At 66.7% G+C, this 25,557-nt stretch carries 26 protein-coding genes; 4 read left to right on the forward strand and 22 right to left on the reverse strand.

Going from position 1 to position 25,557, the window contains the following annotated elements; translation table 11 throughout:
• Positions 1-12 precede the first annotated feature (12 nt).
• Positions 13-405 carry a YbaN family protein gene (locus tag CDO44_RS02740; RefSeq protein ID WP_198951276.1) on the forward strand — a complete coding sequence of 131 codons (393 nt, stop codon included), beginning with the start codon at positions 13-15 and terminating at the stop codon, positions 403-405.
• A gap of 52 nt (positions 406-457) precedes the next feature.
• Here the strand turns inward: CDO44_RS02740 and CDO44_RS02745 are convergent, their stop codons facing one another.
• The 7 genes from CDO44_RS02745 to CDO44_RS02770 form a co-directional block, all read right to left on the reverse strand.
• On the reverse strand, positions 458-1,759 hold the full coding sequence (locus CDO44_RS02745) for a sulfate adenylyltransferase subunit 1 (RefSeq protein ID WP_087778681.1): 1,302 nt from the start codon (positions 1,757-1,759) through the stop codon (positions 458-460).
• The gene (gene cysD / locus CDO44_RS27955) at positions 1,759-2,673 is read right to left on the reverse strand and encodes a sulfate adenylyltransferase subunit CysD (RefSeq protein ID WP_233146011.1); all 915 of its coding nucleotides are present in this window, start codon (positions 2,671-2,673) and stop codon (positions 1,759-1,761) included. Before cysD ends, CDO44_RS02745 begins: the two co-directional genes overlap by 1 nt.
• A gap of 3 nt (positions 2,674-2,676) precedes the next feature.
• A complete protein-coding gene (locus CDO44_RS27960) occupies positions 2,677-3,414 on the reverse strand; it encodes a phosphoadenylyl-sulfate reductase (RefSeq protein WP_233146012.1) in 738 nt (245 codons plus the stop codon).
• Between the two features lie 121 nt (positions 3,415-3,535).
• Positions 3,536-4,594, reverse strand: a complete 1,059-nt coding sequence (locus CDO44_RS02755; RefSeq protein WP_087778683.1) for a sulfate/molybdate ABC transporter ATP-binding protein — start codon at positions 4,592-4,594, stop codon at positions 3,536-3,538.
• A 21-nt stretch (positions 4,595-4,615) separates the two neighbouring features.
• Complete coding sequence (gene cysW / locus CDO44_RS02760) at positions 4,616-5,617, reverse strand: sulfate ABC transporter permease subunit CysW (RefSeq protein ID WP_087778685.1); 1,002 nt, start codon at positions 5,615-5,617, stop codon at positions 4,616-4,618.
• Complete coding sequence (gene cysT, locus CDO44_RS02765; RefSeq protein ID WP_087778687.1) at positions 5,614-6,501, reverse strand: sulfate ABC transporter permease subunit CysT; 888 nt, start codon at positions 6,499-6,501, stop codon at positions 5,614-5,616. The genes cysW and cysT overlap by 4 nt, the downstream gene beginning before the upstream one ends.
• 89 nt (positions 6,502-6,590) lie before the next feature.
• Positions 6,591-7,616 carry a sulfate ABC transporter substrate-binding protein gene (locus tag CDO44_RS02770; RefSeq protein WP_087778689.1) on the reverse strand — a complete coding sequence of 342 codons (1,026 nt, stop codon included), beginning with the start codon at positions 7,614-7,616 and terminating at the stop codon, positions 6,591-6,593.
• A gap of 237 nt (positions 7,617-7,853) precedes the next feature.
• Between CDO44_RS02770 and CDO44_RS02775 the strand changes: the two genes are divergently transcribed.
• Complete coding sequence (locus CDO44_RS02775; protein WP_087778690.1) at positions 7,854-8,813, forward strand: CysB family HTH-type transcriptional regulator; 960 nt, start codon at positions 7,854-7,856, stop codon at positions 8,811-8,813.
• A gap of 47 nt (positions 8,814-8,860) precedes the next feature.
• Here CDO44_RS02775 and CDO44_RS02780 read toward each other — a convergent pair whose 3' ends face one another.
• On the reverse strand, positions 8,861-9,268 hold the full coding sequence (locus CDO44_RS02780) for a DoxX family protein (protein ID WP_087778693.1): 408 nt from the start codon (positions 9,266-9,268) through the stop codon (positions 8,861-8,863).
• 85 nt (positions 9,269-9,353) lie between these two features.
• A complete protein-coding gene (locus CDO44_RS02785) occupies positions 9,354-9,998 on the reverse strand; it encodes a peroxiredoxin (RefSeq protein ID WP_087778695.1) in 645 nt (214 codons plus the stop codon).
• Between the two features lie 216 nt (positions 9,999-10,214).
• On the opposite strand from CDO44_RS02785, the gene CDO44_RS02790 reads away from it, so the two are divergent.
• Entirely contained in the window at positions 10,215-10,835 is a 621-nt protein-coding gene (locus CDO44_RS02790) for an alpha/beta hydrolase (protein WP_087778697.1), read from the forward strand.
• A 36-nt stretch (positions 10,836-10,871) separates the two neighbouring features.
• Here the strand turns inward: CDO44_RS02790 and CDO44_RS02795 are convergent, their stop codons facing one another.
• The 4 genes from CDO44_RS02795 to CDO44_RS02810 all read right to left on the reverse strand — a co-directional run bounded on the left by CDO44_RS02795 (position 10,872) and on the right by CDO44_RS02810 (position 15,567).
• Entirely contained in the window at positions 10,872-12,668 is a 1,797-nt protein-coding gene (locus tag CDO44_RS02795; protein ID WP_087778699.1) for an acyl-CoA dehydrogenase, read from the reverse strand.
• Positions 12,669-12,775: 107 nt separating this feature from the next.
• A complete protein-coding gene (locus CDO44_RS02800; RefSeq protein WP_087778701.1) occupies positions 12,776-13,705 on the reverse strand; it encodes an electron transfer flavoprotein subunit alpha/FixB family protein in 930 nt (309 codons plus the stop codon).
• Between the two features lie 2 nt (positions 13,706-13,707).
• Entirely contained in the window at positions 13,708-14,457 is a 750-nt protein-coding gene (locus CDO44_RS02805; protein WP_087778703.1) for an electron transfer flavoprotein subunit beta/FixA family protein, read from the reverse strand.
• 189 nt (positions 14,458-14,646) lie between these two features.
• Positions 14,647-15,567, reverse strand: a complete 921-nt coding sequence (locus tag CDO44_RS02810; RefSeq protein ID WP_087778774.1) for a histone deacetylase family protein — start codon at positions 15,565-15,567, stop codon at positions 14,647-14,649.
• Positions 15,568-15,652: 85 nt separating this feature from the next.
• Here CDO44_RS02810 and mltB point away from each other — a divergent pair, with 85 nt between their 5' ends.
• The gene (gene mltB, locus CDO44_RS02815; RefSeq protein WP_233146013.1) at positions 15,653-16,912 is read left to right on the forward strand and encodes a lytic murein transglycosylase B; all 1,260 of its coding nucleotides are present in this window, start codon (positions 15,653-15,655) and stop codon (positions 16,910-16,912) included.
• Here mltB and cysM read toward each other — a convergent pair.
• The 9 genes from cysM to cmk all read right to left on the reverse strand — a co-directional run bounded on the left by cysM (position 16,885) and on the right by cmk (position 25,549).
• A complete protein-coding gene (gene cysM / locus CDO44_RS02820) occupies positions 16,885-17,790 on the reverse strand; it encodes a cysteine synthase CysM (RefSeq protein ID WP_087778777.1) in 906 nt (301 codons plus the stop codon). The genes mltB and cysM overlap by 28 nt on opposite strands.
• Before the next feature lie 28 nt (positions 17,791-17,818).
• The gene (locus tag CDO44_RS02825) at positions 17,819-18,214 is read right to left on the reverse strand and encodes a helix-hairpin-helix domain-containing protein (RefSeq protein ID WP_087778707.1); all 396 of its coding nucleotides are present in this window, start codon (positions 18,212-18,214) and stop codon (positions 17,819-17,821) included.
• 161 nt (positions 18,215-18,375) lie between these two features.
• A complete protein-coding gene (gene rfaD / locus CDO44_RS02830) occupies positions 18,376-19,365 on the reverse strand; it encodes an ADP-glyceromanno-heptose 6-epimerase (protein WP_087778709.1) in 990 nt (329 codons plus the stop codon).
• Positions 19,366-19,379: 14 nt separating this feature from the next.
• On the reverse strand, positions 19,380-20,342 hold the full coding sequence (gene rfaE1, locus CDO44_RS02835; RefSeq protein ID WP_198951277.1) for a D-glycero-beta-D-manno-heptose-7-phosphate kinase: 963 nt from the start codon (positions 20,340-20,342) through the stop codon (positions 19,380-19,382).
• A gap of 153 nt (positions 20,343-20,495) precedes the next feature.
• Positions 20,496-21,773 carry a lipopolysaccharide assembly protein LapB gene (gene lapB / locus CDO44_RS02840; RefSeq protein ID WP_087778711.1) on the reverse strand — a complete coding sequence of 426 codons (1,278 nt, stop codon included), beginning with the start codon at positions 21,771-21,773 and terminating at the stop codon, positions 20,496-20,498.
• A 12-nt stretch (positions 21,774-21,785) separates the two neighbouring features.
• Positions 21,786-22,109, reverse strand: coding sequence for a lipopolysaccharide assembly LapA domain-containing protein (locus tag CDO44_RS02845; protein WP_087778713.1), 324 nt, complete (start codon positions 22,107-22,109; stop codon positions 21,786-21,788).
• A gap of 429 nt (positions 22,110-22,538) precedes the next feature.
• A complete protein-coding gene (locus CDO44_RS02850; protein WP_087778781.1) occupies positions 22,539-22,841 on the reverse strand; it encodes an integration host factor subunit beta in 303 nt (100 codons plus the stop codon).
• Positions 22,842-23,036: 195 nt separating this feature from the next.
• A complete protein-coding gene (rpsA, locus tag CDO44_RS02855; RefSeq protein WP_087778715.1) occupies positions 23,037-24,746 on the reverse strand; it encodes a 30S ribosomal protein S1 in 1,710 nt (569 codons plus the stop codon).
• 122 nt (positions 24,747-24,868) lie between these two features.
• Positions 24,869-25,549, reverse strand: a complete 681-nt coding sequence (cmk, locus tag CDO44_RS02860; RefSeq protein ID WP_087778716.1) for a (d)CMP kinase — start codon at positions 25,547-25,549, stop codon at positions 24,869-24,871.
• Between the last annotated feature and the right edge of the window lie 8 nt (positions 25,550-25,557).

The following is a 25,557-nucleotide window of genomic DNA, read 5'->3' on the forward strand; positions in this document are numbered from 1 at the left end:
TACGCCAGTCCCATGCCGGAACAGCCGCCATCCCCCCACCCCAGCGCCCTCATGCGCGGCCTGGCGCTGCTGGCGGCGCTGCTGTGCCTGGCGCTAGGCATCGTCGGCATTTTCGTGCCGGGGCTGCCGACCACGGTCTTCATCCTGATGGCGGCCTGGTTCGCGGCGCGCGGATCGCCCCGGCTGCTGGCATGGCTCGAAGGCCATCGGGTTTTCGGGACCATGATCCGCCATTGGCGGACGAATCGCTCGATCAGCCGCCGGGCGAAGTGGAGCGCGACGATTACGATGGCCATTTGTGCCGCGGTGCTGTTCCTGGCGCCGGTGCGGTGGTGGGTGGCAGGGCTTGCCGGCGGGATCATGTTGACGGTGGCGATCTGGCTGTGGATGCGGCCGGAGCCCTAAGCCCCCCTGGCGACCAAAGGCCGCCACCGGGGCTTCCCTTGCGTAGGGGTCTCTATTTCACCATCCCCGCGGCAGCCGTCTGGTGAGTGGCCTCGTCGATCAGGATGAACGCGCCGGTGGCGGGAAGGTCTTGGTACCGGTCCAGGGCCAAGGCATCCCGGGTTGCCAGCACCACGCGACCGATGTCGTTCATTGCGAACGGGGCGTCGGTGGCATCCGTTTCTTCCAGTTCATGGATGTCGCGCCGCGACAGCACGCTCTTGATCTTGGCGGTGGTCAATCGGGTTCCCTGCTTCAACAGGTATTTGCGGGCGGGGTTCAGGGCCTGGGTGTCCAGCCAGCACAGCTCGGCCTCGAACTGCCGGGTTACCGACGCGGGCGAGGATTCGTGCACCAGCACGTCGCCGCGCGAAGCGTCCACGTCTTCGTTCAGCACGATGGTGACGGAATCGCCGGCCACGGCTTCTTCCACGTGTCCGCCGTAGACCACCAGCGATTTCACCGTCGCCGCCACGCCCGAGGGCTGGATCTGAACACGGTCGCCGACGCGCACGGAGCCGCTGGCGAGCTGCCCCATGTAGCCGCGGAAATCGTCGGCACGGTCGCCGCCGTGGCGCGCCACCATCTGGATGGGAAAGCGCAACGCCTTGGCGGAGGCGTCGGTGCGCACCTCGAGGTTCTCGAGCAGTTCCAGCAGGGCCGGCCCCTCGTACCATGGCGTGCGCGCGGACTTGCCGACGACGTTGTCGCCGGTGAGCGCCGAGAGCGGCAGGATATGGAAACTGGCGATGCCCACCTTGGCCGCCAGCGCGGCATAGGCGTCGCGGATGCGGTCGAACACCGGCCGACTCCACTCCACGAGGTCCATCTTGTTCACCGCCACCACGATGTGGCGTATGCCGAGCAGATGGGCCAGGGTGCTGTGGCGCTTGGTCTGGGTCAGCAACTGGCCGTCGACGACCCGGGTCGCGTCGATCAGGATGACCGCCACGTCGGCGGTCGAGGCGCCGGTGACCATGTTGCGCGTGTACTGCTCGTGGCCGGGCGCGTCGGCGATGATGAACTTGCGCACCGGCGTGGAGAAATAGCGATAGGCCACGTCGATGGTGATGCCTTGCTCGCGCTCGGCTTCCAGGCCGTCGGTCAGCAGTGACAGGTCGATGGTGTCGCCCACGGTGCGCTTGTACTTGGCGCGCGAGATGGCGTCGAGCTGGTCGGCGAAGATGCCCTTGCTGTCGTAGAGCAGTCGGCCGATCAGGGTGGATTTGCCGTCGTCCACGGAACCCGCCGTGATGAGACGCAGCACGCCCTTGTCGGCGGCGGAAAAGAATGCGGGATCGGTCATGGCGTTCATCAGAAATATCCTTCCTTCTTGCGGCGCTCCATCGATGCCTCCGAGGTCTGGTCGTCCATGCGGGTGGCGCCGCGCTCGGTAATGTCGGTCACCGCCGTCTCGGCGATGATGGCCAGCGGGTCGGCGGCTTCCGAGGCCACCGGGCAGGTGCAGGAAATATCGCCCACGGTGCGGAACCGCACGGTCAGGTTCTCGACCTGGTCGCCTTCCTGCGGCGGCGTCAGCGGCGTCACCGGCACCAGCAGTCCGTTGCGCCGGACCACGTCGCGCTTGTGCGCGTAGTAGATCGACGGCAGCGCGAGATTCTCGCGGGCGATGTACTGCCATACGTCGAGCTCGGTCCAGTTCGAGATCGGGAAGACGCGCATGTTCTCGCCGGCGTGCACGCGCGTGTTGTAGAGATTCCAGAGCTCGGGTCGCTGGGCCTTGGGGTTCCACTGGCCGAATTCGTCGCGGAACGAGAAGATGCGCTCCTTGGCGCGCGCCTTCTCTTCGTCGCGGCGCGCGCCGCCTATGCAGGCGTCGAAGCCGAACTCCTCGATCGCCTCGAGCAGCGTGACTGCCTGCGCGGCGTTGCGCGAATCGGTTTCCTTGCGCAGGACGACCGAGCCGCGCTTGATCGAATCTTCAACGCTGCGCACGATCAGCTCTTCGCCCAGTTCGGCGGCGCGGGCATCGCGGAAGGCGATGACCTCGTCGAAGTTGTGCCCGGTGTCGATGTGCATCAACGGAAACGGGAACTTGCCGGGCCGGAAGGCCTTCTCCGCCAGCCTGAGTAGCACGCAGGAATCCTTGCCGCCGGAAAACAGCAGCACGGGCCGGGCGCATTCGGCCGCGACTTCGCGCATGATGAAGATAGCTTCCGATTCCAGCCAATCGAGATGGCTGCGCGTGGTGTTCAAGATAGCGGGCATGATTCAGCCTGATTGCTTGGTTGTGACGACGGTGACCGGGATGGCCGACAGGTTGCCGGCATGCAGGCCGCACTCCTTGGAGTCGGACGACTCCCACCACCAGCGGCCGGCGCGCAAGTCCTCGCCGGGCCGGATGGCCCGGGTACAGGGCTCGCAGCCGATCGACGGGTAGCCGCGGTCGTGCAGCGGGTTGTAGGGAATGTCCAGGGCGCGGATGGCTGCCCACACCTCGTCCTGGGTCCACAGGGCGAGCGGGTTGTACTTGTGCAGGCCGAAGACGGGATCGTGCTCGTCGAGCGGCAGCTCGCCGCGCGTGACCGCCTGTTCGCGGCGCTGTCCGGTAATCCAGGCGCTGCGTCCCGCCAGTACGCGCCGAAGCGGCTCGACCTTGCGGATCTCGCAGCAGGCCTTGCGCAGTTCGACGCTCTCGTAGAAGGCGTTCAGCCCATGGGTGCCCACGTACTTCTCGACCGCTGCCGGATCCGGCCGCACGACGTGGATGGAGCGGCCATAGCGCTCGGCAATGCGATCGATCATCGCCACGGTCTCGGCGTTGAGCCGTCCGGTATCGAGCGTGAAGATCTCGATCGGCAGGTCCCGTTCGAAGATCGCATGGGTCAGCACCATGTCCTCGGCTGCCAGCGACGAGGCAAGCGCCACGTCCGCATGCGCGCGAGCGATCACGGCCAGGCGATCAGCCAGCTCGGTCCAATTCGGCAAAAACGTAGGGGCGAGTTGCATTTCAGTCATCCATGGCACGAACGTCTCTTGATCCAGGGCACCGCGGATCCGGCTCCGCCGGTCCGCCGGTGCCGCCCCCTTGAGGGGGAGCGGCCGCAGGCCGCCAGGGGGTGGGCCTCCCTCATGTCAGGAAAACCTGTGCATTGCGCGGCTTGACGACGAGCGCCTCGCCGCCTTTCAGGTCGAGCTGGCGGAACACTTCGGCCGGCAATTCGACCTCGATCGGCTGCTCCGACCCCTGGCGCGTCAGCTCCAGGTAGGCGCTCGGTCCCGACAGGTAGGCCCGGTTGAAAGTGGTCACCAGGCCGATGTCGCCGTCGCTGTAGCGCTGCACGTCGAACTCGTGCGGACGGATGTAGGCCGTGGCGTTGGCGTGCTGCGCATCGGCCAGCTCCGGCGTGGGGATGGTCAGGCCGTCCGCATGGAGCACGCCGGCATGGGCCTTGCCATGGAACTGGTTGACGTCGCCCAGGAAGCCATAGACGAACGGCGTGGCGGGCCGCTCCCAGACCTCGGTCGGGGTACCGACCTGCTCGATGCGGCCGGAGTTCATCAGTACGACGCGGTCGGCCACTTCCAGGGCCTCCTCCTGGTCGTGCGTGACGAACACGCTGGCCACGTGCAGCTCGTCGTGCAGGCGCCGCAGCCAGCGGCGCAGCTCCTTGCGCACCTTGGCATCGAGTGCCCCGAAAGGTTCGTCCAGCAGCAGCACGCGCGGCTCGACGGCCAGCGCACGGGCCAGCGCGATGCGCTGGCGCTGGCCGCCGGACAATTGCGACGGATAGCGGTCGGCCAGCCAGTCGAGCTGGACCAGATTCAGCAACTGGTGGACTTTCTCCTTGATCTGCGCCTCGGCGGGCCTCTGGCCGCGCGGCTTGACGCGCAGGCCAAAGGCCACGTTCTCGAACACGGTCATGTGGCGGAACAGCGCATAGTGCTGGAACACGAACCCGACCTGCCGCTCGCGCACGTGCACGTCGGTGGCGTCCTCGCCCGAAAAGTACACGCTGCCTTCGTCGGGCGTCTCCAGCCCGGCGATGATGCGCAGCAAGGTGGTCTTGCCGCAGCCGGACGGTCCGAGCAGCGCGACCAGTTCACCCGATTCGATGTGCAAGGACACATCCTTGAGGGCCTGGAAATTCCCGAAACGCTTGGAAAGATTGCGGACTTCGATACTCATGTTTTTCGTTCCCTGAGGCGGTCAGCCGGCCGCCTTCAAGTGCAGCGGCACGGTGCCTGGAAATTCGGAAGCGGCCTGGCCGTCGACCAGCTTGGCGCTGCGCCATTCGACCACGCTTTTGAGGATCAGGGTCACCAGCGCCAGCAGGGCAAGCACCGAGGCGACGGCAAACGATGCCTGATAGGCGTATTCGTTGTAGAGAATCTCCACATGCAGCGGAATCGTGTTGGTCAGGCCCCGGACATGCCCAGACACTACCGAGACCGCGCCGAACTCGCCCATCGCCCGCGCATTGCAAAGGATGACCCCGTAAAGCAGTCCCCATTTTATGTTGGGCAGCGTCACCCGCCGGAACATCTGCCATCCCGAGGCGCCCAGCGTCAGCGCGGCCTGTTCCTCTTCGCTGCCTTGCGCCTGCATGAGCGGAATCAATTCGCGCGCGACGAAGGGAAAAGTCACGAACAGGGTCGCCAGCACGACGCCAGGCACGGCATAGACGATCTTCAGGTCGTTGGCCTGCAGGAACGGCCCCAGCCATCCATGGGTGCCGAACAGCAGCACGTAGATCAGGCCCGCGACCACCGGCGACACCGAGAACGGCAGGTCGATGAGGGTCACCAGCACCTGCTTGCCGCGGAACTGGAACTTGGTAATGGCCCACGCCGCCGCCACGCCCAGCAGCAGATTCAGCGGCACGGAAATGGCCGCGATCAGCAGCGTCAACCGAATGGCTGCCAGGGCATCCGGTTCCACCAGCGCCTCGGCGTAGAGCTCCCAGCCCTTCTTCAGCGCCTCGACGAACACCGCCGCCAGGGGCAGCAGCAGGAACAGCGCGAGGAATCCGAGCGAGGCCGCGAGCAGCAGCGCGCGCACCCATGCGGGCTCGTTCAGGTGGTTGGCGGCACGGGGAGGCCCTTCGGGCGGCCGGGCGGGCGCGCTAACTGGTGTGCCCTCCTGTCGCTGCGCGACATCCTCCCCGAGGGAGGGAGCGCCCCCTTCGGGCGGCCGGGCGGGCGCGCTCATAGCCCCCTCCCCAGCCCACGCCGGGCCTGCCACCATTGCAGCAGGTTGATGACCAGCAGCAGCACGAAGGCCAGCAGCAGCATGACCAGGGCGATCGCTGCCGCACCGGCGTAGTCGTATTGTTCGAGCTTGGTGATGATCAGCAGCGGCGTGATCTCCGACACCATGGGCATGTTGCCCGCGATGAAGACCACCGAGCCGTATTCGCCCACCGCCCGCGCGAAAGCCAGCGCGAAGCCGGTCAGCAACGCGGGCATGATCGTGGGCAGCAGCACGCGGACGAAGGTTTGCAGGCGGCTCGCCCCGAGGCTCGCGGCGGCCTCTTCCAGCTCGCGCTCGGCATCCTCGAGCACCGGCTGGACGGTGCGGACCACGAACGGCAGGCCGATGAATATCAGCGCCACCACCACGCCCACGGGCGTATAGGCCACCTTGATGCCGAGCGGTTCGAGCCAGCTGCCCATCCAGCCGTTGGACGCGTACAGGGCGGTGAGCGCGATGCCGGCGACGGCAGTGGGCAGCGCGAACGGCAGGTCCACCAGCGCATCGACGACCTTCTTGCCCGGGAAGTCGTAGCGCACCAGGGTCCATGCCACGGCAAGCCCTGCGACCAGGTTCACCAGCGCCGCGAGCAGCGCGGCGCCGAAGGTCAGCCGGTAGGAAGCCAGCACGCGCGGCGCCGTCACGGCAGCCCAGAACGCGTCCCAGGACAGGGTCGCGCTCTTGAAAAGCAGCGTCGACAGCGGGATCAGCACGATCAGACTCAGGTAGAACACCGTAAAGCCCATGCTCAGGCCGAAACCCGGCAACACGCCGAACCGGTGCGCGCGCCGGGGGCGAGGCCGAGGCGGGTTCAAGGTCCCGAGGGTGGTAATGGAAGACATCTGCTGCCGGATCTCTATGAATGCCGAAGACGGTGGCCCGCGCCTGGCGAGCCACCGCCGTCCTGCCGAATCAGTTCCCGAAAATCACATCAACGCTTGCCCGGCTGGTAGAGCTGGTCGAAAGTGCCGCCATCCTCGAAGTGGGTCTTCTGGGCCTTCTGCCAGCCGCCGAAGACCTCGTCGATCGTGATCAGGTTCACCTTGGGGAAGGCCGACGCATACTTGGCCGCCACGGTCGGGTTGCGGGGACGGTAGTAATTCTTGGCGATGATCTCCTGCGCCTCGGGCGTATACAGGTATTCCAGGTAGGCCTGGGCGGCCTGGCGCGTGCCCTTCTTGTCGACGTTCTTGTCGACCACCGCCACCGGCGGCTCGCACAGGATGGACAGCGAGGGCGCGACGATGTCGAACTTGTCCGGGCCCAGTTCCTTCAGCGACAGCAAGGCCTCGTTCTCCCAGGCCAGCAGCACGTCGCCCTGGCCGCGCTCGACGAAGGTCGTGGTGGCCCCGCGCGCGCCGCTGTCCAGCACGGGCACGTGCTTGAAGAGTTCGGCGATGAACTCGCGGGCCTTGGCTTCATTGCCGCCCGGCTGCCTGAGGGCGTAGGCCCAGGCGGCCAGATAGTTCCAGCGCGCCCCGCCGGACGTCTTGGGATTGGGCGTGATGACCGACACGCCCGGCTTGATCAGGTCGCCCCAGTCCTTGATGCCTTTTGGATTGCCCTTGCGGACCAGGAACACGATGGTGGAGGTGTAGGGCGAGCTGTTCTGCGGCAGGCGCTTCTGCCAGTCGGCCGGCAGCAACTGGCCGTGCTCGTGCAGCGCATCGATGTCGTAGGCCAGGGCCAGCGTCACCACGTCGGCGTCCAGGCCGTCGATCACGGAACGCGCCTGCTTGCCGGAGCCGCCGTGCGACTGGCGGATGGTTACGTCGATGCCGGTTTTCTTCTTGTATTCGGTCGCGAAGGCCTTGTCCAAGTCCTTGTAGAGCTCGCGCGTGGGATCGTAGGATACGTTCAGCAGCGTCTGCTTTTGCTGCGCGGCAACAGGCGTGGCGGCCACGGCGGCCAATGCCAGCAAGGCAACGCCCAGTTTTCTTCCCAACAGCCAAGCCATTCGCGACTCCGTCGATCTTTCAAGGAGGTTGAATGGTCGGTCAGAAGCCCCCGGTTTGGGAACGACATCTTGGATGGTTACTTATTCCGCGCCGATATAAACCCCGGCGGATACAGAACAAATACTCCGTTATGAGTGGGCGCTAATAGATCATTTTCAAATCTTCGTTCTAATTTTTTTGTTTGCAACGCAACATGTGCTCCTCGTCGGCGCCCGCGCCGTGGCAGGAGAACCGTCTTGAATTTCCAGCAACTGCGCTCCGTGCGCGAGGCCTTGCGCCGCAATTTCAACCTCACCGAGGTCGCCAACACGCTCTATACGTCGCAACCGGGGGTCAGCCGGCAGATACGCGAACTGGAAGACGAGCTGGGCACGACCATCTTCGAGCGCGCCGGCAAGCGCCTGACCGGCCTGACCGAACCCGGCAAGGAAATCGTCAAGATCATCGACCGGCTGCTGCTGGAGCAGGAGAACCTGAAGCGGGCGGCGCACGAATTCAGCATCCGCGACCAGGGCCGCCTGACCATCGCCACCACCCATACCCAGGCCCGCTATGCATTGCCGGTGGTGGTGCAGGCTTTCCGCCGCCGCTTTCCGCAGGTCCACCTGAATCTGCAGCAGGGGTCGCCGCAGCACATCGCGGAATGGGTCGCCAGCGGCCAGGCGGACATTGGCATCGCCACCGAAGGCCTGTCGCAGGACATCCGGCTGTCGACGTTTGCCGGCTACCGCTGGAGCCACGTGGTCGTCGCGCCCCCAGGGCATCCGCTGCTGGACCGGGCGCAGCCGACGCTGGAAGAGCTCGGACGCTACCCTCTCATCACCTATGACACCGGGCTCACCGGCCGCTCGCACATCGACGAGGCCTTCGCCAATGCCGGCATCGTGCCGGACATCGTGCTGACCGCCATGGACGCCGACGTCATCAAGACCTACGTGGTCGCGGGGCTGGGCGTAGGCATCATCGCCGCCATGGCCTACGACAGCGGCGAGGACGTCAAGCTGCGGTCGCTCGCGGCCGACCACCTGTTCGCGTCCAACATGACCCGGGTTGCGGTCAGGCGCGGCGCCTATCTGCGCAACTTCGCCATTTCGTTCATCGAGATGTTCGCGCCCCACCTGGACCGCCAGACGATCACGGCACAGCAGGAAGAAGGCGACGCCGCGGTTCCCCGGCCCGAGCCTGTGGGGGCGTGAAAAATGTGCCCCCACGCTTGCCGCTACGCGGCGGCGCTGCCCTATGGTCAGTTCAGCGTGCCGCCCTTGCCGCCCGCGCTGAAGCGGCCGGCGCCGATCAACGCGATGACCAGACCGCCGAACAGGTACAGGCCCTGGAGCTCCAGGGCCCAGGCGCCGTTCTTGGTCACGGAGAAGATCTGGTTGCTGTGGGCCAGCGCAATGGCGACGACCATGTTGATGGCCACGATCAGGCCGCCCAGGCGGGTATAGATGCCCACCAGCAGCAGGATCGGGGCGACCACCTCGCCCACGTAGACGAAATATCCGAGAAACGCGGGCAAGCCGTGCGAGGCGAGCAGGCCCTTGACGAAGCCGATGCCGCCTATGACCTTGGGGATGCCATGCATCAGCATGAGCACCCCGATAGTCACGCGCAGCAGGAGCTTACCAAGATCGTCGGCGGTCTGGAGCATAGGTTTCCTATGGGTCGGGAACGAAGGCTCGCATTACAGCACATGTCTGTGACGCAAGCACCTCCACGGCCGGACCGCCGCCCCGTCACTCCTTGTTGGGCTGCGGCGTGATGCGCAGGTAGGGCCGCACCGCCTTGTACCCCTTGGGAAACTTCTGCTTGAGCACTTCCGGATCCTGCAGAGACGGCACGATGATGACGTCTTCGCCGTCCTTCCAGTTCACCGGCGTGGCGACGCTGTAGTTGTCGGTCAGCTGCAGCGAGTCGATCACCCGCAGGATCTCGTCGAAATTGCGGCCGGTGCTGGCCGGATAGGTGATGATGAGCCGCACCTTCTTGGCCGGATCGATGATGAAGACCGAACGCACCGTCGCCGTCGCGCTGGCGTTGGGATGGATCATGTCGTACAGGGTCGCGACCTTGCGGTCGGCATCGGCGAGGATGGGGAAATCCACCGTGGTGCCCTGGGTCTCGTTGATGTCGCCGATCCACTTCTGGTGGGAGTCGACCGGATCGACCGACAGCGCGAGGACTTTCACGTTGCGCTTGGCGAACTCCTGAGCGAGCTTGGAGGTATAGCCCAGCTCGGTCGTGCACACCGGCGTGAAATCGGCCGGGTGCGAAAACAGCACTCCCCAGCTGTCGCCGAGGTAATCATAGAAATGGATACGCCCTTTGGAGGAATCCTGTTCGAAATCGGGAGCGGTGTCGCCCAGACGCAATGCGGCCATGTCGGTCTCCTACGTTCCAAAGAATGCATTCTGGCGTTCCGCCGAGGAGGCGGGAACAAATGTTTGCACATATCTTTATAGCTTTCCACCATAAGACAACGGTGGATACTTATTTTTTCGCATAAGAGAATTCCGTAACTCCGATAAAAGCTCAGGTAATTAACAAAAGCAAAATTATTCGTTCCCAGTAATGAGCGGGACCGCCATCATGCGCTCATGCGACTGCAACCCCTGATCATCCCTGGCTGGAACAACTCCGGGCCGTCTCACTGGCAAAGCCTCTGGGAGGCATGCCTGCCGCGCGCCGTGCGCGTGCAGCAACGCGACTGGGCTGCGCCCGACCTGCACGACTGGACCAGCACGCTGGCGGCCGCCATCGAGGCGGCGCCGCGGCCGCCGCTGCTGATCGCCCATAGCCTGGGCTGCATCACGGTGTGCCATCTGCCGTTGCGCATACGCGAGAAAGTGGCCGGCGCGCTGCTGGTAGCGCCTGCCGATGTGGAGCGGCCGGGCGCCCCGGCGCTGCTGCGCTCGTTCTGCCCGGTGCCGATGCAGACGCTGCCGTTCCAGAGCGTGGTCGTGGCCAGCACCAACGACCCGTACTGTTCGCTGGCCCGCGCCCGCGAATTCGCCGAAGCCTGGGGCAGCCGCTTCGAGCAGATCGAGGATGCGGGCCACATCAATGCCGAATCGGGCTACGGCGAGTGGCCTCAGGGCCTGAAGCTGCTTGCGGCCCTGCGCCGCCGCGCGCACTGGCGTATCCCGGTGGCGCCCTGCCGCACACCGCCGCTTCCGCCGCCGCATTCGGCGGGATCGCATCATCGCCCTGCGCACTGATCCGGTCGGGAACCAGGCAGCGCAGAACCGGCCCCCTCAGAACGCTTCCACCGGCATCGCCAGCGTGCTGGCCCCGCCATGCAGGATCTCGCGCCGCAGCGCTTCCACACGGGGCAGCAGGTGCGCGCAATAGAACTGCGCCGCGGCCAGCTTGGCCGGGTAGAACGCATCGACATCGCCCTTGGCGATCTTGCGCCGGCAGGCCAGCGCCGCCCGGGCCATCTGCCAGCCGCCGTGCGTAAAACCGGCCAGCATCAGATAGGGCACGCTGCCCGCGTACACCTCGCGCACTTCGTCCCGGTAGCGCTCGGCCACGAAGCGCGCCACTTCCTCGTAGGCGTCCACCGCGTCGGCCAGTTGGCTGCGCAGGTCGGCCAGCGTGCCGTCGGCGTCCAGTTCGGCGAGGGTCTCGCGCATGTGGGCAACGATGGCCATCGCCACGGCGCCGCCGTCGCGCGCGGTCTTGCGCCCGACCAGATCGTTGGCCTGGATGGCCGTGGTGCCCTCGTAGATGGAGAGGATGCGTGCATCCCTGTAGTGCTGTGCGGCGCCCGTCTCCTCGATGAAACCCATGCCGCCGTGCACCTGGATGCCCAGCGAGGCGACCTCGACCGCCATCTCGGTCGAAAAACCCTTGACGATGGGAACCATGTATTCGTAGAAGGCCTGGTTGCGGCGGCGCACCTCGGCGTCGGGATGCCGGTGCGCGAAGTCGTGCGCGCCGGCCGCCACATAGGCGACCGCACGCGCGGCCTCGGTCAGGGTACGCATGGTCAGCAGCATGCGCCGCACATCGGGATGGTGGACGATGGCGACCGGTCCGCTGGAACCTTCCACCGCGCGGCTCTGCACCCGGTCCTTGGCGTAGTCCACCGCCTGTCGGCAGGCGCGCCCGGCCACGGCGATGCCCTGGAGCCCCACGGCAAAGCGGGCCGCATTCATCATGATGAACATGGTTTCCAGGCCGCGGTTGGGCTCTCCCACGAGATAGCCCACCGCCCCTTCCCCGACCTCGCCCTTGCCCTCGCCATACAGCAGCACGGCGGTCGGGCTGGCCTTGATGCCCAGCTTGTGCTCGATGGAGGCGCACCACACGTCGTTGCGCTTGCCCAGGGAGCCGTCGTCGTTGACCAGGAACTTCGGCACGATGAACAGCGACAACCCCTTCACGCCCTCGGGCGCGTCGGCGAGCCTGGCCAGCACCATGTGCACGATGTTCTGCGCCATGTCGTGCTCGCCGTAGGTGATGAAGATCTTCTGGCCGTGCAGGCGATAGCTGCCGTCGGCCTGCGGCACGGCGCGCGTGCGCACGAGCGACAGGTCCGAGCCGGCCTGCGGCTCGGTCAGGTTCATGGTTCCGGTCCAGGAACCGTCGATCATGGAAGGAATGAAACGGCGCTTCTGCTCTTCGGTGCCCGCGGTCAGCAACACCTCGATGGCGCCGTCCGTCAGCAGCGGGCACAGCGCGAACGCCAGGCAGGCGGCGTTCAGGTTTTCCATGCACGGCGTGGCAACCAGCTTGGGCAACCCCTGGCCGCCGAAGGCCACCGGATGCTGCAGCCCCTGCCAGCCTCCCTCGACGAAGCTGCGGAAGGCTTCCTTGAAGCCGGGGGACGCGGTTACCGTGCCGTCGCGCCAGGTCGGGGGCTGCAGGTCGCCGCTGCGGTTGAGCGGCGCGACGATCTCTTCGAGCAGTCTGGCGTTTTCGTCCAGGATCGCGTCGACCACTTCCGGGCCGGCCTCCTCGCCGCCGGGCAACTGCTGCACTTTGTCCAGGCCCGCCAACTCGTGGAGCACGAATCGGATGTCCCGCAATGGAGCCACGTAAGCCATGCAAACCTCCGGTCAGTTGGTACCGAGGGGCGGGCCCAGACCCCGCCCGGAGGCTGCCGCGCAGCGGCCGGGAGCCCGCCATTCGGGCGCGCGCGAGCGCGCAGGGGTCAGAGCGCCTTGGTCAATTCGGGCACGGCGGTGAACAGGTCAGCCACCAGCCCGTAGTCGGCCACGCCGAAGATCGGCGCCTCGGCGTCCTTGTTGATCGCCACGATCACCTTGGAGTCCTTCATGCCGGCCAGGTGCTGGATCGCGCCGGAGATGCCCACCGCCACGTACAGCTGCGGCGCCACGATCTTGCCGGTCTGCCCCACCTGCCAGTCGTTGGGCGCATAGCCGGCGTCCACCGCCGCCCGCGAGGCGCCCATGGCCGCGCCCAGCTTGTCGGCCAGCGGCTCGAGCAGCTTGAAGTTCTCCGCGCTGCCCATGCCGCGCCCGCCCGACACCACCGCCTTGGCCGCGGTCAGCTCGGGACGGTCGCTCTTGGCCACCTCGCGGCCCACGAACGAGGACTTGCCGCTGTCGGCCACCGCCGGCACGCTTTCCACCGGCGCCGAACCGCCCGTGGCCGCGGCCGCGTCGAAGGCCGTCGTGCGCACCGTGATCACCTTGGTCGCGTCGGCCGACTGCACCGTCGCGATCGCGTTGCCCGCGTAGATCGGCCGCTCGAAGGTATCGGCCGACTCGATCCCGACGATATCGGAGATCTGCGCCACGTCCAGCTTGGCCGCCACGCGCGGCGCCACGTTCTTGCCGTACGCCGTGGCCGGGAAGAGGATGTGGCTGTAGCCCTGGGCCAGCGCCAGCACCTGCGCCGCCACGTTCTCGGCCAACCCCTCGGCCAGCGCGGCACCGTCGGCCGACAGCACCTTGGCCACGCCGGCCACCTGCGCGGCCGCCTGCGCCGCCCCGCCCACGCCGGCGCCCGCCACCAGCACGTGCACCTCGCCACCCAGCCGCTGCGCCGCCGTGATCGTGTTCAGCGTCGCGCCACGCAGATGGGCATTGTCATGTTCCGCTACGACCAGTATCGCCATCTTCACACCACCTTCGCTTCATTCTTGAGTTTGTCGACCAGCTCGGCCACGTCGGCCACCTTCACGCCCGCCTGGCGCGCCGGCGGTTCGCTCACCTTCAGCGTCTTGAGGCGCGGCGTCACATCCACGCCCAGGTCTTCCGGCTTGACGGTCTCCAGCGGCTTCTTCTTGGCCTTCATGATGTTGGGCAGCGTCACGTAGCGCGGCTCGTTCAGCCGCAGGTCGGTCGTGACGATGGCCGGCAGCGTCAGCGACACCGTCTCCAGGCCGCCGTCCACCTCGCGCGTGACCGTCGCCTTGCCGTCGCCAAGCTCGACCTTGCTCGCGAAGGTCGCCTGCGGCCAGTCCAGCAGCGCGGCCAGCATCTGGCCCGTCTGGTTCGCATCGTCGTCGATCGCCTGCTTGCCCAGGATCACCAGCTGCGGCTGCTCCTTGTCGGCCAGCGCCTTGAGCAGCTTGGCCACGGCCAGCGGCTGGAGCTCTTCCTGCGTCTCGACCAGGATCGCCCGGTCCGCGCCGGTGGCCATCGCCGTGCGCAGCGTCTCCTGGCATTGCGCCACGCCGCACGAGACGGCCACGATCTCGGTCGCCACGCCCTTTTCCTTCAGGCGCGTCGCCTCTTCCACCGCGATCTCGTCGAACGGATTCATCGACATCTTCACGTTCGCGATGTCCACGCCCGTCTGGTCCGACTTCACCCGGACCTTCACGTTGTAGTCAACCACTCGTTTGACTGGCACTAACACCTTCATGTATGCAACCTCGTTTAAGTGAACCGGCTACGCCAGAGGGAGCCGCAAGCGGCGGCTCCGCGTGCGGGACAGGCAACCTGTCGATTATAGGTAATCGACACCGGCCCCTCCCCGCCCGAAAATGCGGGTAAATACGGACGCCGCCCGGACCGGCGATCCAGGCCACGCGGGGGAGGCTCCCCGGCATGGTCAGATGCCCGCCAGCGCCCGTATGTGCGCGGTGACGCTGCGCCCCAGCGCGGACAGGTTGTAACCGCCCTCCAGGCAGCTCACCACGCGCGCGCCGTGGCGGCGCGCCAGCTCGCCGAGCCGCTCGGTGATCCATGCGAAATCCGCCTCGACCAGCCCCATGCGCCCGAGGTCGTCCTCGCGATGCGCATCGAACCCGGCCGACACCAGCACCAGTTGCGGCCGGAATTTATCCAGCCTCGGCAGCCATCTGGAGGACACCAGCTCGCGTATGGCCGCGCCCTCGGTATAGGCCGGCACGGGTTCGTTGAGCATGTTGTCGGCCCATGGATGGATGCCGCTGAAGGGATAGAACGGGTGCTGGAAGAAACCGCACATCAGCACGCGCTCGTCGCCCGCCAGCGCGGCTTCCGTGCCGTTGCCGTGGTGCACGTCGAAATCGACCACCGCGATGCGCTCCAGGCCGTGGTGGACCATCGCATGGCGCGCGGCGATCGCCACGTTGCTCAGGAAGCAGAACCCCATCGCCTGGTCGGGGCAGGCATGATGGCCGGGAGGGCGCACGGCGCAGAAGGCGGCCTCGCCCTCGCCCGCCAGCACCGCGTCCACCGCGGCAATCGCCGCGCCCGCGGCGTGCAGCGCAGCGACGTAGGTATGCGGGTTCATCGCGGTATCGGGATCGAGTTGGGCATACCCCTGTGCCGGCGCACGCGCGACCAGCGATTCCAGGTATTCGGGCGTGTGGACCCGCAGCAGCGACTCCTGGGCGGCTTGCGGCGCTTCGCGCTCGAGCAGGTGGGCCGCCACACCCGACGCCAGCAACTGGTCCGAGATCGCATCGAGCCGCTCCGGGCACTCCGGATGCTCCTTGCCCATCTCGTGCAGCCTGCACGCGGGATGCGTGAAGTAAAGCGTAGCCATGGTCTCCATTATGCGCCGACTTGCATCGCGGCCGAACAGTCGGCAGCATCACGCTATCGATATCGCCCTGACGGAAATCTTACGCGTGAAATCGCAACCCTGCTCCCTGACGTCTTGTCGTGCCGGCGCCATCGCCGCAGCGCTTGCCGCGCTCTCCCTATGGGGCTGCGGCTCGGCTCCGCCGCCGGCCGCCGCCACCATGCAGGGCGTGCCGGCGCCCTCCGCCGCGCAAGACGCCCCCGCCATGCAGGGCATGCCGCCGGCAGGCGCGGCGGTCTCCCCGCCCGTCGCCGTCCCGGTTCCTCCTCCGCCGCAGGCTGCCGCGCCGGCGCCTGCGGCAGCGCCGGAACGAGTGCCGGCGCGCGACGCCAAGCGCGATTTCACCGCCGAGATGGCCGGCCGCGGGCTTGATCCATCCGAGGTCGCCCGCCTGCTCGATCAGGCGAGATACTCCGAGACCGTCGCCAGGCTGGTGCTGCCGCCCTCCTCGCCCACGGTACGCAGCTGGCCCCGGTATCGCTCCCGCTTCATCGAAAGCCGCCGCATCAAGGAAGGCCTCGCCTTCCAGGAAGAACACGCGCAAACGCTGGCCCGCGCCGAGGACCGCTACGGCGTGCCGGCCTCCATCATCGTGAGCGTCATCGGCGTCGAAACCTTCTACGGACGCGTCACGGGGAATTTCCGCGTCATCGACGCGCTCTCGACGCTGGCCTTCAACTATCCGCCCCAGGCGCGCAGCGACCGCAGCGCGTTCTTTCGCGAGCAACTGGCGCAATTCCTCGTCTGGTGCAAAGAGACCGGCAGCGATCCGCTGGCGGTAAAGGGATCGTACGCGGGCGCCATGGGCCTGCCGCAATTCATGCCGGGCAGCCTGCGCAAATTCGCGGTGGACGGCGACGGCGACGGCCGCATCGATCTGGCGGGCAGCCCGGCCGACGCCATCCTTTCGGTGGCCCACTTCCTGGTCGAGCATGGCTGGCAACGCGGCCAGCCGGTCTTCCTGCCGATCAACCTGCCGGCCGATCCGGCGGGGCTGGTCGACGGCGGACTCAAGCCCACGCTAAGCTGGGCCCAGCTCCAGGCGGCCGGCGCGCGCGCGCAGAAAGTGGCCGGCATGTCGGAGGAATGGCGAGACTGGCCCCTTGCCGTGATCGATCTCTACGACGGGGCGACCGGCACCACCGAATACCGCGTGGCCGCGCCCAACTTCTTCGCGCTGACCGAATACAACCGCAGCTACTTCTACGCCGCCTCGGTCACCGACCTCGCCGTGGAGCTGGAGCGGAGGAACCGCGTGGCGAGCCGGATCCGGGTCGGTCAGTTGAACACGCCCGTCGACAGATAACGGTCGCCGCGGTCGCAGACGATGAAGACGATGGTGGCGTTCTCGACGGTTTCGGCCACCTTCAGCGCCGCCACCAGCGCGCCGGCCGATGAAATGCCGGCGAAGATGCCTTCCTCGGCTGCCAGCCGCCGCGCCATGCCCTCGGCGTCGGCCTGGGTAACGTATTCGAGGCGGTCCACGGCGCTGGGATCGTAGATCTTGGGCAGGTAGGCTTCGGGCCACTTGCGTATGCCCGGGATCTGCGATCCTTCCGTGGGCTGGGCGCCGACCACCTGGATGGCCGCGTTGCGGCCCTTGAGATAGCGCGACACCCCCACGATGGTCCCGGTGGTTCCCATGGCGCTGACGAAATGGGTGACCTGCCCGTCGGTATCGCGCCAGATCTCGGGGCCGGTGGTCTCGACGTGCGCCAACGGATTGTCGGGATTGGCGAACTGGTCCAGCACCTTGCCCTTGCCCTCGGCCTGCATCTGCAGCGCGAGATCGCGCGCATATTCCATGCCGCCCTGCGATGCCGGCGTGAGGATCAGCTCGGCTCCGTAGGCCGTCATGGCCGCGCGGCGCTCCAGCGAAAGGTTGTCGGGCATGATGAGGATCATGCGGTAGCCGCGTATGGCGGCCACCAGCGCAAGCGCGATGCCCGTGTTGCCGCTGGTGGCTTCGATCAGCGTGTCGCCGGGCTTGATCTCGCCTCGCGCCTCGGCCCGCGCGATCATGGAACGCGCCGGCCGGTCCTTGACCGAACCGGCCGGATTATTGCCTTCCAGCTTCGCGAGGATGACGTTGCCGCGCGCGGCATTGCCTTCCCCCGGGATACGCTGGAGCCGGACCAGGGGCGTGTTGCCTATGGTCTGTTCGATGGTGGGATAGCTTTTCATGCGCCCCATGATAATCCAGCCGGCGGGATCAGTTCCCTTTACCCTTACTTTTCGGGGGCATATTGACCATCACGGCAGGCGCTTCCTTCCCATGGCGGTCGAGGGCCAGCCCGGCCGCGCGCAACTTCTGCAGCCGTTTGGCGCCCAGCCCGCGCACCCGCTCGGCAAGGTCCTCGAACGACAGGAAGGGACCGCCGCGCCGGCGCTCCTGCATGATGGTGGCGGCGGTCTTGGGACCGATGCCGCGCACGGTTTCCAGCTGGCTCTGCGTAGCGGTATTGACATCCACCGCATGGGCGCTGGCGAACGCTCCGAGCCCCAGGCCGGCCATGACGGCGATGCGGCCGGCGTAGCGGCGCGCGCCCCGCAGGCGGAACGGCCGCGGGTCGGGCTCGGCCCGGGTGGGATCGAGGAATGGATTCATGGTTGGACTCCGATGCAAGATTGCAGGCGGCCGGTCGACCGCCCCGTGTCCGGCCTTGCACGCCGGACACTGCAAGCTTGCGCCGCGGCCCCGCCACGGTGCGCGCCCGGGACGCCCGGAATCCGAGCGGGGAAACGCGTAGATCGGCGCCCGCGCCCTGCTCAGGCCGACATGCCTCGCAGTTCGCGGATGTATTCCGAGACGCCCGTCTGCACGTCGCGCATCGGGGCCGTGAAACCCGCCGCGCGCAACTGCGTGGTATCGGCCTGGGTGTAGCTCTGGTAGCGCCCCTTCAGGTCCTCGGGAAATTCCACATACCGGATCAGGCCCTGCGTCACGAGTTCTTCCAGCGGCAACGGGGACTCGCCTCGCTCCTGGCGCAGCGTATTGACCACGGCCATGGCGACGTCGTTGAACGGCTGCGCGCGGCCTGTCCCGCAATTGAACACGCCCGACACCGGACGGCCCAGGAAATGCAGGTTCACCTCCACCACGTCGTGGACCGAGATGAAATCGCGCTGCTGCTCGCCGTCGCCATAACCGTCCCACCCTCCGAACAGGCGCACGTGCCCTTCCTTGAGGAACTGGTTCATGTTGTGGAAAGCCACCGATGCCATCCGGCCCTTGTGCTGTTCGCGCGGGCCGTACACGTTGAAATAGCGCAAGCCGATCACCGGCGCGGCCAGCGAGCCGAGCCGGCGGCGCAGCACCTGGTCGAACAGGAATTTGGAGTAGCCGTAGACGTTCAACGGCTTCTCGTTCGCGGGATCCTCGGCATAGACGGGCCCGGCGCCGTAGACCGCCGCCGAAGACGCGTACAGGAAAGGAATCCCGGTCCGCTGCGCATATTCGAAGAGCTCGAGCGTGACCCGGTAATTATTGTCCATCATGTACTGGCCGTTGCGCTCGGTGGTGTCCGAGCACGCGCCCTGGTGCAGGATGGCCTCGACCTTGGGCAGCGTCCCGTCCGCGACGCGCTTGCGGAAATCGTTCTTGTCGAGATAATCGGCGATCTGGCAATCGACAAGATTCACGAACTTGTCGCCTTCGAGCAAATCGTCGACCGCGATGATGTCGCGCTCGCCGCGGGCATTCAGCCCCTTGACCAGATTGCTGCCGATGAACCCGGCGGCTCCCGTTACGATGATCATGGCAAAACCCTCTTCTAGGCCGTGAGACCGGCACGCAATTCGGCCGGTGTCACGATCGACGTCCCCAGCTTGCCGACGACGATGCCGCCAGCCAGGTTGGCCCACCGCATGGCCGTATGCAGGTCGAGGCCGGCGGCGCGCATGACGGCCAGCGTCGCGATGACGGTGTCGCCCGCGCCCGAGACGTCGAACACCTCTCTTGCCTGCGCTTCCACGTGGTCGCGCCCCTCGGCGGTGTACAGCGTCATGCCGAGCTCCGAACGCGTCACCAGCAGCGCGTCCAGGTCCAGCGCCTCGCGCAGGTGCTGCGCGCGTTCCGTCAACTGCGCCTCGTCGCGCCAGCGGCCGACCGCCTCGCGCATCTCCGACTGATTGGGCGTGACCAGCGTGGCGCCGCGATAGCGGCCATAGTCGTCGCCCTTGGGATCGACCAGCACCACGCAGCCGCGCGCCCGCGCCAGCGCGACAAGGTCCTGGACCTGGTCCAGCACGCCCTTGGCGTAGTCGGACAGCACGATCACGTCGTGGTCGGCGAGGTGCACGGCCACCCGGGCCGCCAATTCCGCCAGCACGCCGCTCGACGGTTGCTGCTCGAAATCCACGCGCAGCAATTGCTGTTGCCGGCCCAGGACGCGCATCTTCATGGTGGTGGGCACGGCCGGATCGACAACGAGGTCGGCCGTAACCCCATCGTCCTCGCACAGGCGCGCGACGGCGCGACCGGAATCGTCGTCGCCCACTACGCCCACCAGCGTCACGCGCGCCCCCAGCGCCGCGGCGTTGCGCGCCACGTTGGCCGCGCCGCCCAGCCGGTCCTCGCTGCGGGACACGCGAACCACCGGCACCGGCGCCTCGGGCGAGATGCGATGCACCTCTCCGAACCAGTACCGGTCCAGCATCACGTCCCCCACCACCAGCACGCGCGCCGCCGCGCGCCGCTCATCCGAGGGGAACGCTCCCAACGCCGACGCGCTCATGCGTTGCTCCTCAACGTGAAACCGGCAGGCAAATAAGAGATGCCACGTACCAGGAAAACATCACTCCAATCCAGGATGCGGTGGATCCGGCTCTGCCGGTCCACTCGCATCGCCCCCTGGGCGGCGCGCGTCAGCGCATAGGGGGGGGCATTTTCATACAGCATCCAGTTCTTCCAATCGTTTAGGCGCGTAGGTTTCCCAGGCATTGCAGCCCGGGCACTGCCAATGAAACCGCTTGGCCTTGAAGCCGCAGGCCTGGCAGGCGTAGCGGTCCAGGCGCTGCGTGTGCTTGTGGATCAGGCTGCGCATCAGCACCGCGTCGTCCGCCGGCGTCCACGGCGAGGCTGCATCGGCCTGCGGGTTGTTCAGCGTCACCACGTTGGCCGCGGCCTGTTGCCCGACCGCGGATTGCGAGGATTTCTCGCCGGCCACCTGGGCCTCCAGCAGCCGATCCAGCCCGAGCAGCGAGGGATTGCGCTGCAGGGCGCCACGCGCGAAATTCCAGGCCTGCGACAAGCCGCGCTGGCGGCGCAGCGCCTGGAAGATGGCGTTGAACAAATCCAGGGAGGGATGGCGGGCGTAGTGGGCCTCGAGCTTTTCCAATCCTTCGTTGGGCGTGCCCCGCGCCTCGTGGTTCGCCAGGAATTGTTCGGCCACCAGGCCGGCATACTCCGGGTGCGCGGCCAGCACCGACTCCAGGTGCAGCCGTTGGGCGCGCAGATCCCCTTCGCGCTTGGCCAGGTCGGCGCGCATCATCGCGACGCGCACATGGGGGACGTCGTCGCGACCGCGCTCGGCGTGGACCGACACATGCGCGGCCGCATCCAGCGCGGCATGGGCAGCCTCGATGTCGCCCGCGGCGAGCGCGGCGGCGGCCTCTTCGCAATGAAAATGGACCGCTTGCGGCACGGGTTCGTCGATCAGGCCCTGCAGGGCCTGCACGGCCTGGATGGCGCGCGGCCAATCACGCTCGGTCTCGTGGATGCGGACCAGCGCGCGCAACGCATCGGGGGCGAAACGGGTGCCTTTCAGTTGATCGAAGGCCGCTTCCGCGCGATCCAGCATACCCGCGCGCAGGTAGTCTTGCGCCAGCGCATGCAAGGCTTGCTCGCGCTGGCTGGCCGGCAGATCCGCGCGCTGCAAGAGGTTCTGGTGGACGCGTATGGCCCGCTCGATCTCGCCCCGCCGGCGGAACAGGCTGCCCAGCGCGAAATGCAGCTCTATGGTTTCCGGATCGAGCTTGGCCACCTCGATGAAGGCATCGATGGCACGGTCGTGCTGTTCGTTCAGCAGGAAATTGAGCCCGCGGAAATAGGAATCGGGAACGCTGCGGTGCTCCGACAGCATCTGCCGGATGTCCACGCGTGCCGCGACCCAGCCCAGGCCGAACAACAGGGGGATGGCGATCAGCCACCAGGGTTCGAAATCCACGTCGTCTATGCCTTACAAGGGAGTCACCGGAAGCACGACGTCCGGCGACGGCGGCGCATCCGCGGCAGCCGGCCCCTGCCCGGCCGCCTTGACCTGCTCGAGCTCGCGCCTGAGCGCGGCCATCTCGCGCCGCCTGCGCATGACGCCGGGCACGGTCAGCAACAGGCCGAAGATGGCGCCCACCACGAAACTGGCCAGCATGACCACGATCAGCGGCACCTCGCTGATGAGGTGGTCGGCGAAGAAATACACGTTCACCCGGTCGGTATTCTTGAGCGCGAACAGCAGGACCACCACGAATACGACCAGCCGCAGCGCCCAGACGAGATATCGCATGTCGAAGCTCCAGGTGAGGAATGAGATATCCCGCGATTGTAAATGACCCCACCGCTTCGGACCGCGCGCGGCACCCATAGAGTAAAAATAGTTCTCATTTTCCAGGCGCCCCATCAGGCCCGGGAAGGAAACCGTGCCCCCGCCCGACCCGTGCCCCGGCAATACACTGAAGGCCTGTACGCCGATCGCCACGGTTGGCTTCAAGGCTCGCTGCGCCCACCGCACCGCTTCCCTACGGAACCCTTCCCAGCCGCGCGGCCAAAGGCGCGCGAGGCAAGGGATTCGAGCTGACGGCATCGGGCGGGGTGCTCCCCGACTGGCTCGACCATAGGTTCCAGGAAGCCTGGAGCGGAGCCATGAAAAAACCCCGCCGACTCCGAAAGCTGGCGGGGTTTGTTCGGGCTTGCCTGCGGCCTGCGATCCGGCCGGTCAGTTTCCGGAGGGCTCTTGCACGGGGGCGTCGACCCGCTCGCGCAACTCCTTGCCGGCCTTGAAGTGCGGCACCCGCTTTTCGGGAACCAGCACCTTTTCACCGGACTTGGGATTGCGCCCGATACGCGGCGGACGCCTGGACAACGAAAAACTGCCGAAACCACGGATCTCGATGCGCTGCCCTTCCGAGAGGGACTGGGCCATCGCATCGAGGATGGTCTTGACGGCGTAGTCGGCGTCCTTGGCGACCAGTTGCGGATACCGGGCGGCCAGTCGTGCAATCAACTCGGATTTCGTCATGGAGTTCATGAGACCTCATGCGAGCTGCCAGTGGCGCAAATTACAAGGGCTCCAACAGCGGAGCCCTCTCGAACGAACGCCGTTCCCCCATCAGCCTGGTAGTACCCCAGGGCACGGCGGACCCGGCTTTGCCGGTCCGCCAGTGCGGCCCCCTTCGAGGGGGAGCGGCCGAAGGCCGCCAGGGGGTGGGCTACCTCAGCCGTTCTCGCGCTGGTCGAGCTTGGCCTTCAGCAGGGCGCCCAGGTTGGTGGTACCCGACGAAGCGCTGGCGTCGGACATGCGCTGGATGGCCTCGGCCGTCTCGGCGTTGTCCTTGGCCTTGATCGAGAGCTGGATCGAACGCGTCTTGCGGTCGATGTTCAGGATCATGGCGTCGATGTTGTCGCCGGCCTTCAGGACCGTGGTGGCGTCTTCGACGCGGCCCGAGGAGATCTCGGAAGCGCGCAGGTAGCCTTCGACATCGACCGACAGGGTCACGACCGCGCCCTTGGCCTCGACCGACTTCACGGTGCCCTGGACGACGGCGCCCTTGTCGTGGGTGGCCACGAAGTTGTTGAACGGATCGCCTTCCAGCTGCTTGATGCCCAGCGAGATGCGTTCCTTCTCGGTGTCGATGCCCAGCACCACGGCCTCGACCTCGTCGCCCTTCTTGAAGTTGCGCACGGCTTCTTCGCCGGACTCGCTCCAGGACAGGTCGGACAGGTGGACCAGGCCATCGATGCCGCCGGGCAGGCCGACGAATACGCCGAAGTCGGTGATCGACTTGATGGCGCCGCGGACCTTGTCGCCACGCTTGTGGTTGATCGAGAACTCTTCCCACGGGTTGGGGCGGCACTGCTTCATGCCCAGCGAGATGCGGCGACGGTCTTCGTCGATCTCGAGCACCATGACCTCGACCTCGTCACCCAGGGTGACGACCTTCTTGGGATCGACGTTCTTGTTGGTCCAGTCCATTTCGGACACGTGGACCAGGCCCTCGATGCCGGCTTCGACCTCGACGAACGCGCCGTAGTCGGTCAGGTTGGTGACCTTGCCGAACAGGCGGGTGCCTTGCGGATAGCGGCGAGCCAGGCCCACCCACGGATCTTCGCCCAGTTGCTTGACGCCCAGCGAGACGCGGTTCTTTTCCTGGTCGAACTTGAGGACCTTGGCCTGGATTTCCTGGCCGACGGACAGGACTTCCGAGGGGTGACGCACACGGCGCCATGCCAGGTCGGTGATGTGCAGCAGGCCGTCGATGCCGCCCAGGTCGACGAACGCACCGTAGTCGGTAATGTTCTTGACGACGCCGTTGACGATCGCGCCTTCGTGCAGGGTCTCGAGCAGCTTCTGGCGCTCTTCGCCCATGTTGGCCTCGAGCACGGCGCGGCGCGACAGCACGACGTTGTTGCGCTTGCGATCGAGCTTGATGACCTTGAATTCGAGGGTCTTGCCTTCGTACGGGGTGGTGTCCTTGACGGGACGCAGGTCGACCAGCGAACCCGGCAGGAAGGCGCGGATCGCGTTGGTCATGACGGTCAGGCCGCCCTTGACCTTGCCGGTGATGGTGCCGGTGACGAGGTCGCCGGATTCGAGGGCCTTCTCGAGCTGCAGCCAGGCCGCCAGGCGCTTGGCGCGGTCGCGCGACAGAACGGTGTCGCCGTAGCCGTTTTCGAGCGCGTCGATGGCGACCGAGACGAAATCGCCTTCGGAAACTTCGAGTTCGCCCTTGTCGTCGAGGAATTCCTCGATGGGGATCAAGGCCTCGGACTTCAGGCCGGCATTGACCACGACGAAGTTATGGTCGATGCGCACCACCTCGGCGGTGATGACTTCGCCGGATTTCATTTCCTGGCGCTTGATGCTTTCTTCGAACAGGGCGGCAAAGCTTTCTTCGCCGGCAGGAGCTTGGGAAACCGAAGACATTGTGATGTGTTACCGGGTTACGCACTTCATGGGGGCGGCCGAGACATTCGGCCTGACACCACACCAATCGGTGGAGTTGCAAAACCTCATTGCTGAGGGCCTGTACTGCTGTTGCGGCGCCTTCAGGCACGCGGCACGGATGCGCGTTCCTGCCACCAGGCCATGACCTGCGCCACCGTCTGCTCAATGGAGAGGTGGGAGGAATCGAGCACCAGGGCGTCGGGGGCGGCGGCCAAAGGCGCGTTCGCCCGTTGCGTATCGCGTGCGTCGCGCGCTTCCAAATCGCGCAAAAGGGTTAAGAGGTTAGCCGAAAAACCCTTTTCGATCAACTGTTTATAGCGGCGCTGGGCGCGCGCCTCGGCACTCGCCACCAGGAATATTTTGAGGTCGGCGTCCGGAAAAACAACCGTCCCCATGTCGCGCCCGTCGGCCACCAGGCCGGGCGCCCGGCGGAAGGCCCGCTGGCGGTCGAGCAGCGCCGCCCGCACCGGAGCCAGCGCCGCGACCTGGGAGGCGAGGTTGCCGACCTCCTCCCGGCGGATGTCGGCGCTCACGTCCCGTCCCGCCATGCTCACGCCATGGGCATCGAAGCGCACGTCCAGCGCAGCGGCGGCCCGCGCGGCGCCCGCTGCGTCGTCGGCCGGGATCCCCTGCTCCAGGCAGGCGAGCGCCGTGAGCCGGTACAAGGCGCCACTGTCGAGCAGATGCCAGCCCAGTTGGCCGGCGACCCTGGCGGCAATGGTGCCCTTGCCCGACGCGGTCGGGCCGTCGATGGCGATCATGGGAGCCGGTTTGCCAGTCATTTATGGAA

The sequence above is a fragment of the Pigmentiphaga sp. NML080357 genome, from assembly GCF_002188465.1.
Taxonomy (GTDB): domain Bacteria; phylum Pseudomonadota; class Gammaproteobacteria; order Burkholderiales; family Burkholderiaceae_B; genus Pigmentiphaga.

Bases quoted from the DNA above. Each gene is read 5' to 3' on its own strand.
- rpsA (WP_087778715.1), bottom strand. From the start codon at position 24,746: ATGTCTTCGGTTTCCCAAGCTCCTGCCGGCGAAGAAAGCTTTGCCGCC.
- cysT (WP_087778687.1), bottom strand. From the start codon at position 6,501: ATGTCTTCCATTACCACCCTCGGGACCTTGAACCCGCCTCGGCCTCGC.
- CDO44_RS02770 (WP_087778689.1), bottom strand. From the start codon at position 7,616: ATGGCTTGGCTGTTGGGAAGAAAACTGGGCGTTGCCTTGCTGGCATTG.
- CDO44_RS02780 (WP_087778693.1), bottom strand. From the start codon at position 9,268: ATGCTCCAGACCGCCGACGATCTTGGTAAGCTCCTGCTGCGCGTGACT.
- cysD (WP_233146011.1), bottom strand. From the start codon at position 2,673: ATGCCCGCTATCTTGAACACCACGCGCAGCCATCTCGATTGGCTGGAA.
- CDO44_RS02740 (WP_198951276.1), top strand. From the start codon at position 13: ATGCCGGAACAGCCGCCATCCCCCCACCCCAGCGCCCTCATGCGCGGC.
- CDO44_RS02800 (WP_087778701.1), bottom strand. From the start codon at position 13,705: ATGGCGATACTGGTCGTAGCGGAACATGACAATGCCCATCTGCGTGGC.
- CDO44_RS02850 (WP_087778781.1), bottom strand. From the start codon at position 22,841: ATGACGAAATCCGAGTTGATTGCACGACTGGCCGCCCGGTATCCGCAA.
- CDO44_RS02755 (WP_087778683.1), bottom strand. From the start codon at position 4,594: ATGAGTATCGAAGTCCGCAATCTTTCCAAGCGTTTCGGGAATTTCCAG.
- CDO44_RS02845 (WP_087778713.1), bottom strand. From the start codon at position 22,109: ATGCGATATCTCGTCTGGGCGCTGCGGCTGGTCGTATTCGTGGTGGTC.
- CDO44_RS02805 (WP_087778703.1), bottom strand. From the start codon at position 14,457: ATGAAGGTGTTAGTGCCAGTCAAACGAGTGGTTGACTACAACGTGAAG.
- CDO44_RS02810 (WP_087778774.1), bottom strand. From the start codon at position 15,567: ATGGCTACGCTTTACTTCACGCATCCCGCGTGCAGGCTGCACGAGATG.
- CDO44_RS27960 (WP_233146012.1), bottom strand. From the start codon at position 3,414: ATGCAACTCGCCCCTACGTTTTTGCCGAATTGGACCGAGCTGGCTGAT.
- CDO44_RS02745 (WP_087778681.1), bottom strand. From the start codon at position 1,759: ATGAACGCCATGACCGATCCCGCATTCTTTTCCGCCGCCGACAAGGGC.
- CDO44_RS02785 (WP_087778695.1), bottom strand. From the start codon at position 9,998: ATGGCCGCATTGCGTCTGGGCGACACCGCTCCCGATTTCGAACAGGAT.
- cmk (WP_087778716.1), bottom strand. From the start codon at position 25,549: ATGACTGGCAAACCGGCTCCCATGATCGCCATCGACGGCCCGACCGCG.
- cysW (WP_087778685.1), bottom strand. From the start codon at position 5,617: ATGAGCGCGCCCGCCCGGCCGCCCGAAGGGGGCGCTCCCTCCCTCGGG.
- CDO44_RS02825 (WP_087778707.1), bottom strand. From the start codon at position 18,214: ATGAATCCATTCCTCGATCCCACCCGGGCCGAGCCCGACCCGCGGCCG.
- CDO44_RS02790 (WP_087778697.1), top strand. From the start codon at position 10,215: ATGCGACTGCAACCCCTGATCATCCCTGGCTGGAACAACTCCGGGCCG.
- cysM (WP_087778777.1), bottom strand. From the start codon at position 17,790: ATGAAAAGCTATCCCACCATCGAACAGACCATAGGCAACACGCCCCTG.
- CDO44_RS02795 (WP_087778699.1), bottom strand. From the start codon at position 12,668: ATGGCTTACGTGGCTCCATTGCGGGACATCCGATTCGTGCTCCACGAG.
- rfaD (WP_087778709.1), bottom strand. From the start codon at position 19,365: ATGATCATCGTAACGGGAGCCGCCGGGTTCATCGGCAGCAATCTGGTC.
- rfaE1 (WP_198951277.1), bottom strand. From the start codon at position 20,342: ATGAGCGCGTCGGCGTTGGGAGCGTTCCCCTCGGATGAGCGGCGCGCG.